At 38.7% G+C, this 5,987-nt stretch carries 8 protein-coding genes; 4 read left to right on the forward strand and 4 right to left on the reverse strand.

The window, feature by feature from the left end; translation table 11 throughout:
- Nucleotides 1-86 precede the first annotated feature (86 nt).
- Nucleotides 87-236, forward strand: a complete 150-nt coding sequence (locus tag ORQ98_RS28715; protein ID WP_274692265.1) for a hypothetical protein — start codon at nucleotides 87-89, stop codon at nucleotides 234-236.
- 86 nt (nucleotides 237-322) lie between these two features.
- Here ORQ98_RS28715 and ORQ98_RS28720 read toward each other — a convergent pair whose 3' ends face one another.
- The 4 genes from ORQ98_RS28720 to ORQ98_RS28735 all read right to left on the reverse strand — a co-directional run bounded on the left by ORQ98_RS28720 (nucleotide 323) and on the right by ORQ98_RS28735 (nucleotide 3,017).
- Complete coding sequence (locus ORQ98_RS28720) at nucleotides 323-817, reverse strand: ParB/RepB/Spo0J family partition protein (protein WP_274692266.1); 495 nt, start codon at nucleotides 815-817, stop codon at nucleotides 323-325.
- A 62-nt stretch (nucleotides 818-879) separates the two neighbouring features.
- Nucleotides 880-1,614, reverse strand: a complete 735-nt coding sequence (locus ORQ98_RS28725) for a replication protein P (RefSeq protein WP_274692267.1) — start codon at nucleotides 1,612-1,614, stop codon at nucleotides 880-882.
- Complete coding sequence (locus tag ORQ98_RS28730) at nucleotides 1,611-2,564, reverse strand: hypothetical protein (RefSeq protein WP_274692268.1); 954 nt, start codon at nucleotides 2,562-2,564, stop codon at nucleotides 1,611-1,613. Before ORQ98_RS28730 ends, ORQ98_RS28725 begins: the two co-directional genes overlap by 4 nt.
- A 105-nt stretch (nucleotides 2,565-2,669) precedes the next feature.
- A complete protein-coding gene (locus tag ORQ98_RS28735; RefSeq protein ID WP_274692269.1) occupies nucleotides 2,670-3,017 on the reverse strand; it encodes a hypothetical protein in 348 nt (115 codons plus the stop codon).
- Between the two features lie 322 nt (nucleotides 3,018-3,339).
- Here ORQ98_RS28735 and ORQ98_RS28740 point away from each other — a divergent pair, with 322 nt between their 5' ends.
- From ORQ98_RS28740 to ORQ98_RS28750, 3 genes are read left to right on the forward strand one after another with little or no spacing between them, the layout of a single operon-like run.
- Complete coding sequence (locus ORQ98_RS28740) at nucleotides 3,340-4,425, forward strand: PD-(D/E)XK nuclease-like domain-containing protein (protein ID WP_274692270.1); 1,086 nt, start codon at nucleotides 3,340-3,342, stop codon at nucleotides 4,423-4,425.
- Nucleotides 4,426-4,442: 17 nt separating this feature from the next.
- A complete protein-coding gene (locus ORQ98_RS28745; RefSeq protein ID WP_274692271.1) occupies nucleotides 4,443-4,874 on the forward strand; it encodes a recombinase RecT in 432 nt (143 codons plus the stop codon).
- A 10-nt stretch (nucleotides 4,875-4,884) separates the two neighbouring features.
- Nucleotides 4,885-5,157: a recombinase RecT gene (locus ORQ98_RS28750; RefSeq protein ID WP_274692272.1), complete on the forward strand. Its 273-nt coding sequence runs from the start codon at nucleotides 4,885-4,887 to the stop codon at nucleotides 5,155-5,157.
- Nucleotides 5,158-5,987: the final 830 nt, after the last annotated feature.

Below are 5,987 nucleotides of genomic sequence, written 5' to 3' on the forward strand. Positions count from 1 at the left end.
CATTTGTAGCGCTGAGAACACCTCCGCTACCAGGTAAGCTACTAAATATAGCTTAGGCATGATGATAATTAGGAAATTTTAAGCCCATGCAATTTACTGTTGAAATTGTATTAAACGAAGTCATTCCTATGCTGGATAACAGTTTATGGTTTCCTTCCATTTTTCAGACACCCTCTGACAGGGGCACTGTTATCAATACACAATTATTAAAAGATGAATTGTTAGGTCTGATGTAATTAACAAATATTTTGTGTTCACTATTCTCGTTGGGTCGTAGGGGTACTATGTCCCGTTTGCCAGATTTTGTAGTACTGGCCTTTTTTTAGTGCTTCCGTAATTTTTCGATGATGGCCTCTAATTCCTCATCGTTGTTAAAAGCCAGCGCCACATAGCCACCGTTTGTGCTATTTTTAACTTGTTTCCCACGTTTAACCACGGTGGTAAACCCCGTGAGCGTTGATAGTTTTTTACCTAACTGATCATCCGGTATTGTCTGCCATTTTGCCAACGTATCGACTTCTTCCAATAAGAGTACTTCACCAGTCAGGTCACGACTAGACCAGTTGTGTATATAGGCCTGCTTAACTAGTTGCATTTGCTGGTAGATATTTTTGACAGTAACCAGTTCCCGTAAATGTGCAGCAGGGAGAGGGTATTTATCTAATAGGGTTTTAACCTTCGGATGTAACTGATCAAACCGCGATAGATGTGATACTTCAGCCCGTGAAACTTTCATTCGCCTGGCAATATCTGCTTGTGATAAGCCCTGCTCTTTTAACTGCTTGCACCGTTTAACGGCTTTCCAAATGTCATTCATACTGAGTTATTGCTCAATGGATAATTTGTAGCACTGCTACAAATTATTATGACATAGCCGGTCTAATGGCTCGACAGTTGTTTCCAGTTTCTCAAAAACTCTGCTCGACCGCCTTTTGGATTAATACCTTGTTCAACCATTTGTTGCTGTTGTTTGGCTAATGTTTGTAGTTCAGCAGACGTTGATTTGTTGTTCTGAGTTAATGCCAAGTGTACACCATCCTCAATCGACTCTCCCGCTAATAGGCGATTACATAACTGGTGATAGGCATACTCAAATTGTTTTTTTACGGATGCTAAATGACTATCACAACGCAGGCTATACCAGCCTACTTGTTTCCCTGCCAAATACACTGCCTGATGTGACCAGTTATGATTGATGGGGTCATGGGCATGTTGACAAGCTTCATTAAATGCCTCAGCAAATGTTATTAACCCTAGCTGTGATAGGGATGGCTTGCAGAGTCGAATCATGTCAGGAATATTGGGCCACTGATACTGTTTGTTCCCTTCAATCATTAACTGTTTTGCCTGCTCAAAGCCATGATCAATCATGCGCTTATTGAGCTGTTGAATATAGGGTGACCATTCTTTTTTTGCCTGGGCTTCCTGTTCTGCTCCTCCAAAAGTGGCATGGTAACGCTGACCATATAGTGTTTGAAGCCGCTCAAAAAAGTACAGTATTCGTAGTGTTGCCTGCCACTGTTGTTTAGTATCAGCTGTGGGTTTTGCATGACTATGATTGGATTTGGTTTGCTCTACCTTAAAGTTGCCAATCAATTCAGCCGCTGTCTTCATTGTATCACCTCACCCTCAATCCACTGCCCTCCCCTACTCTGGTAATTGTTATTTTTGGGTGGATTTTCTTTTGCCAACCATAATTGATATAACTGTTGTTCAGTGATATAGCCCAATTCAATCATGCTCTTGTTTTTGGCTAGATAGGTTTGCCAGTCTGTACCATTGGTAGATTCCGGTGATTTCACTACCAGTTGAACTTCATCTTCCCAACAGCGATTATTTAACCAAGTCGTTGGATGTTTCCAGTCAGCCACCCACTGATTAGCCGAAATTTTCAGATGCCTTTCGATAATCTGGTTATTCAGTCCGTTCATAATTTTTGCTTGCAGATCAGAATCGGGTTTCAGTTTGAGGATGACTTTTATCGCTCTAAATTTCTCTTTTTTTAACGGGTAACGTGGCCAAAAAATCTGATCAAACCATTCCAGTAATAACTGTTGATTATTGACTGATTTTTCAGTGGTTAATTTTGAGGGTTTAGGCCATTTGTCAGTGGGTTGTGTTATCACCGCCTTTTCAAGCTGACCAAGATTTACAACACCACTGGTAGGTTTGACACAGTTTAAGTAGCAATCAGAAGTCCGATTGAAGTATTTTTCTTGATCCACAAATGCATACCAAATAGGACGATGGTAGCCTTTTTTATTAAATTGACCTTTAACTAATACCCCTTTCTTAACCAGTTTATTCAATGAGTATTCAATCTGATGGGGAGTAAAATATTCAAACCATTGAAGCCAGCCCGAAATAGAGTTATATACCCAAACTCTTTTTTTACCTGTACTGTCAGGATATATATTGCGTTGTTCGTGCCAGTTTTGTGCACCATGAAAGACAAGTTTATGGATAACAACAGCGCAATTGAGCCCGAACTGTTCGGCATCTTCAGTAAAAAAACACAGTTGATGGTGCATGGCTGAACCTGTTAATAAAATATTTTTAGGCAATAACATTCCCACCCACTAGAAAAAGAGATAGCGTGTTTATGAGCCATTTATTGCAAACCCGAAATTAAAATTAAGGCTTAGTCGCCTGTATTTGGGTTTTCACTACTAGAATGATAATCCCTGGTTTTCAATTGTCTGTAGTTCGAGTCGACGTTGTTCTAACAGTGCCCGAGTTTCCCGGTATTGCTGGCTGAGTTGTTGGTGTTGTATTTCTAGCAGATGGATCTCTTTTTCAACTGTTGCAATGGGCCGCTGGCTAGGTTCAGTCCCTAAGAATTCATCTTTATGTTCACGTAACACTGATAGCATGGGTTGAGAACGGTTGTAATGTGCTGCCTGTACTAATAACTCATTGTATAAAATACGATTTTTTTGACGGCAGAACCTATGTACACTATCACGCAGTGCACCCTTTAAAATTTCAATTGCGGCTTCAATAAATGCTGGATTCATAGTATCAACTCCTAACTCTATAAAACTACTCTCCATTCCCGCCCTTTTTTAGTTTCTCCTATCACTGATAAAAAAATAGCTGCAAACTTTTTATTTATTTCTGCCGCGTAACTAAATCGTGCAACACTATGCTAACGCTGAATCAGTGACAGAGGTGAATTTATCACCATGCGAAACAAATTTAAATAGCTGTTATTAAAAAAATGTATTTTTTGCATGATCGACGACTTTCCCTAGCATTTCGTTATTTATTACTGCATTTTTTAATAACTCTCCAGAAAACCTCTTTTCGATATTTCTAACGTTTTGTTAATTATTAACTATGAATCAAATTGATTCTAAAAAAATAATTTCCCATTCCCACACTGATTTAGATTTATTTCAGTCGCTGGGGCTGACTATTAATGAAGCGGTAACTTACACTGAAACGGGTGTCATACGGCACTATCTGGATGAGCAGGAGCAATGTGTTCCTGGTGTTTATAGGAATCTACCGGCTGAGGATTATCACCAGGCACCGGCTTACTCACATAGCCAGCTAAAGGTGTTAATTAACCAATCAGCCAAGCACTTTTATTGTCAATTTATCGAATCAGACAAAACAACTAACAACCAAAAACCAGCCAGTTATTTAACAACGGGCGAGTTTATTCATGCACTGTGCTTAGAACCTGACAAGGTTTATCAGCGCTACTACTGTGATTTAGCCATCGAGGACTATCCAACTGCACTAAAAACAATCACTGATATTGATCAAGCATTAGTCAGGTTAAAACAGCCTAAAACCAAAGTTGGGGAGAAAAAGGCAAATAAAATAGCCAGGTTACTATCAGTGGATCCTGACATAGTGATTTGGGATCAGCTGTTACTCAATCACCATGAATTGCCAGAGCATCAACATAAGACACCTATTGCAAAAACGACTTGGCTACAAGCCTATCAGGCAATCAAAGCAATTTATGAGCGTTCAGAGGCTAAAGAGGTATTATCAGCCGGTATCAGTGAGCTGTCATTATTTACTATCTGCCCTATCACTCAGCTACTCCTTAAATGCCGTATAGACTGGTTAACACCTACCCTACACCTGTGGGATCTGAAAACAGCGGATACAGCTAATCCCGTTATTTGGAAAAGCAAAGCCGCTAAATACGGCTATCAGTACCAAGATGCATTTTATCGCTATGTGTTTGAGATGTGCACAGGTTTGTTACCCAATGGCTTTGATTTTTTAGTGATTGAATATCAAGACGTTTCTATTTGTGAGCTGATCACGCTAAGTCAAGAAACTAAACAAATGGCAGATGACATAGTTGTCCAAGCGCTGATAAAGCTTAAAAACTGTTTAGAAGAAAATCATTGGCCAGGATATACCACAACTGGTACTGCATTAGTTGATTTAACTCACTAGATAAGAAAAGAGCAGTTATGACAGACTCCCCTACTCCACCGTTACCCACTTATATTCAGGCCATCATTAAGAGTGAAGAACGCTTTAAGCATATTGTTGAGCATCACAAATATAGCCTTAATTATCATGAAGAAGCTCAGTTCGCTAAAACACAAATTGCACAAACAGTAAAGCTACAACACTGTACACCACAGTCGATACACGACAGCTTATTGCAAGCGGCCAGCTTAGGGTTAACGCTCAACCACCAGAAGAAACTGTGTTACCTAACAACCCGCTATAACAAAGAGCTTCAAGCTTTAGAGTGTAAGCTGGATATTACTTATCACGGCCTTTATACCCTGGCTTTAGAAACCGGTGTAGTACAGTTTGTAGTGGCTGAGAGAGTATTTGAGAGTGATATTCAGAACGGTGGCTTTGAATATTTAGGCCCTTTGCAACCAAACTAAAAACCCTTTTTTGAGTGATCAAGAGAAAGGCAACTGTATAGGTGTGTATTGTGTAGCTAAGTTATCTACTGGTGACTACATGACTACCTTTATGACACAGGCTGAATTGAACGCTTGTGCTCAACAAAATGGATTCAATAGCAGTGTTTGGTCAGGTCCCTTTCGTGGAGAGATGGAAAAGAAAGCCTGTATCAAGCATGCATTTAAGCTTTGGCCAAAGTTTAAAGATAATTGTTTTAGCAATGTAGTTGAATATTTGAATTATACGAAGGAAGGAATTTAGTTTAAGAGTGTTGTGTTGGTTTATTATAGATATGCACATAAAGTTTTTATAATTATAAAAACCAATAAAGAGAAAAGACTAATAAAGATTAAAAAAGGATAAAGAAGAGAGCTTTTTTAATTGTTGGCTTGTGAGCCTTGAATTTATTGGGTTTGCTTTAAAATATGTGCTCTTAAAACCTACCAGTACTTGCTATATATTCCTAACATATATAGCCCTTAAAACCTAACATTTATGGCTCTTAAAACCTACCATAGTAAAAAGTTATTAATATGTTTATCCCCAACTCTAAGAGTTTTATCAACAGATAATTAGAGGGCAGCTCTTTTTTCCTCCCAGTTATGGATCGTAAAACCTACCAGATTTTCAATTGAGTAATCATTTTGCCTGTGGATAACTGCTGCTCTATTGACAGCAGCTCTAAAAGTCTATCAATTTTGGCTCTTAAAACCTACCAAATTATATAGGTTATACACAGTGTTAATAACAGCTTATCTAAAGGAGGACTCTTCAGTTATTGATAGACTTTAACACTTAGTAATAATGAAGAGATTCGGCATATCAAAAGTATAGGATCTTAAAACCTACCAACCTGCTCTTGTTTAAGTAGTAGCTAGGATGGACTGTAGGAATAAGCTCTCATTTCCTACCATGGTGATTGCTATTGCTCAGTGCTTAATGATTGAATTATGTAAGGTCTAGCTTTTAAAACCTACCAGATAACTCCTGTTTAAAGAGCTAGCTCATAAAGGGCTGTAGGAATAAGCTCTCATTTCCTACCATGGTGATTGCTATTGCTCAGTGCTTAATGATTGAATTATGTAAGGTCT

The sequence above is a fragment of the Spartinivicinus poritis genome (assembly GCF_028858535.1).
Taxonomy (GTDB): Bacteria; Pseudomonadota; Gammaproteobacteria; order Pseudomonadales; family Zooshikellaceae; genus Spartinivicinus; species Spartinivicinus poritis.